Origin of the sequence: Sodalis-like endosymbiont of Proechinophthirus fluctus (assembly GCF_001602625.1) — a bacterium.
Classification (GTDB): Bacteria; Pseudomonadota; Gammaproteobacteria; order Enterobacterales; family Enterobacteriaceae.
This window is the reverse complement of record NZ_LECR01000040.1, coordinates 15,631-17,463: the sequence shown is the minus strand read 5'-3', so window position 1 is coordinate 17,463 and position 1,833 is coordinate 15,631. Positions and strand designations below refer to the sequence as shown.

General features: G+C 49.9%; 3 protein-coding genes. 2 read left to right on the top strand and 1 reads right to left on the bottom strand.

From position 1 onward, the window contains the following. A partial coding sequence (flgA, locus tag BG74_RS04455) for a flagellar basal body P-ring formation chaperone FlgA (RefSeq protein ID WP_187202612.1) occupies positions 1 to 497 on the bottom strand: 497 nt, incomplete at its 3' end. Between the two features lie 339 nt (positions 498 to 836). On the opposite strand from flgA, the gene flgB reads away from it, so the two are divergent. Beyond that, on the top strand, positions 837 to 1,250 hold the full coding sequence (gene flgB / locus BG74_RS04450) for a flagellar basal body rod protein FlgB (RefSeq protein WP_066596885.1): 414 nt from the start codon (positions 837 to 839) through the stop codon (positions 1,248 to 1,250). A gap of 6 nt (positions 1,251 to 1,256) precedes the next feature. Continuing rightward, on the top strand, positions 1,257 to 1,661 hold the full coding sequence (flgC, locus tag BG74_RS04445) for a flagellar basal body rod protein FlgC (RefSeq protein WP_066596884.1): 405 nt from the start codon (positions 1,257 to 1,259) through the stop codon (positions 1,659 to 1,661). The last annotated feature ends 172 nt before the right edge of the window (positions 1,662 to 1,833 follow it).

The following is a 1,833-nucleotide window of genomic DNA, read 5'->3' as shown; positions in this document are numbered from 1 at the left end:
CCTGAGGCTAGACGTACCCGCAGCTCATCCCCGACCGCAGCATCGCCCATGGCCTTACCATAATAGCGAATTTGAAACCCTAATCCGCGGCTGACGACCACCACTGGGTTACCCTGGCGAATCTTCCATGGAGCGCGTAGCATAGTGGCTGACAGCGGCTGACCGGCTTGGATAGTACGCGTCGTAAGAGAGCTGGTTACCGGCTGCGTCGCAAAAATCACATTGCGCGGCTGACTGGCCAACTCCCCATGCTCCTTGATGATATCCTTTGCGCTTAGGGATGTCCCCGCGGGCAGAGCACGGGCTGCCACCCAATAATCGCCGCGAGTGCGCACGTGGATTTGCAAAAAATACCGCCGCTCGCCGCAGCGGGCGGTGACGTTCATATTACCACTCAGCCGACCATGGCTGGCCAACTGCAATTGCGGCGACGGGCAACCCGGCAATAACCTCGCCGGCGTTTTGAGCGTGACTTTTTGAACGAGGGAGCTATCCACCCGCTGCTGGCGTAACAGAGATTCTAGCCGCGTGACTAAAGCATCGTCAGCACCACCGCTCTCGGCTGCAATGCTTAAAGGAAATAAAAAAAGACACGACTGAATTAATAGTTTCCACCAAAAATATATGAATCCTTTCATATAATTTCCTCGAGGTTTTTATAAAAACTAAGTTGCGGTAACAATGAGGACAAGTATAGAAAAAATAGGCTATGTATTATAAAGATAAATAAACGAAGAATGAGTCTCTTTTTATTCCATTGCCGGTGCAGGCAACCACTAGCATAGTTAATTATTCATTTTCTAGCGGGCTGTGAAAAATAATTTTGGAGAAAAATAATGTTAGATAAGTTGGGTGAAGAACTCTACTTTCAGCAAACTGCGCTGAACATATTGAACCGGCGCCAAGATGTACTAGCAGCCAATATCGCCAATGCCGATACACCTGGTTACCAGGCGCGGGATATCCATTTTACGCGTGAATTACGTCGAGCGATTGGACAGGGACAACAGCGGAGTAATAGCCTGAGTTTATCATTAACCTCATGGCAGCATATACCGGCTGAGGGTATTGCTCATGCTAATAACAGTTTGCTTTATCGTATCCCCGATCAGCCCTCAGCGGATGGTAATACGGTAGATATGGATCGCGAGCGGGTGAATTTCGCCGATAACGGCATAAAATACCAGGCCAGTCTGTCCATCATCAATGGGCAAATAAAAAGCATGATGTCTGTTCTTTTCAGAGGATAAAGCTGTATGTCGCTATTTAGTATATTTAATATTTCCGGTTCGGCGCTGACGGCGCAATCACAGCGTCTAAACGTCAGCGCGAGCAATATGGCTAATGCTGAGAGTATCACGGGCCCTGATGGTGAGCCTTATCGGGCAAAGCAAGTGGTCTTTCAACTCGATGCTGTACCGGGTCAGCCGGTAGGTGGTGTGCGGGTGAGCCAGGTGGTTGAGGATCCTTCTCCCTGGCGACTAGTTTATGATCCAGGCCATCCGCTTGCTAACGACCGTGGTTATATCAGAATGCCCAACGTTAATAGGGTTGCGGAAATGGTGAATACGCTGTCCGCGTCACGCAGCTATCAGGCCAATGTCGAGGTCATCAATAGCGCCCGGTCGATGATGATGAAAACCCTGGCGATGGGTCAATAAAGGACAAACTGATGGAATTATTGGGTCTGGTGCCCAGGGAGTATTCCCGCAGCACTCCCACTCTTTTGACGTCGATGGATGTATCGGCAACGGGAAATAACTTCGCCTTAAATGTGCAGGAAGCGCGGGTGCGTGGGGCGTTGAAAGCTGGCAACAATGATGCCACGACTAG

Coding starts and splice junctions, on each gene's coding strand:
- flgB (WP_066596885.1), top strand. CDS start 837: ATGTTAGATAAGTTGGGTGAAGAACTCTACTTTCAGCAAACTGCGCTG.
- flgC (WP_066596884.1), top strand. CDS start 1,257: ATGTCGCTATTTAGTATATTTAATATTTCCGGTTCGGCGCTGACGGCG.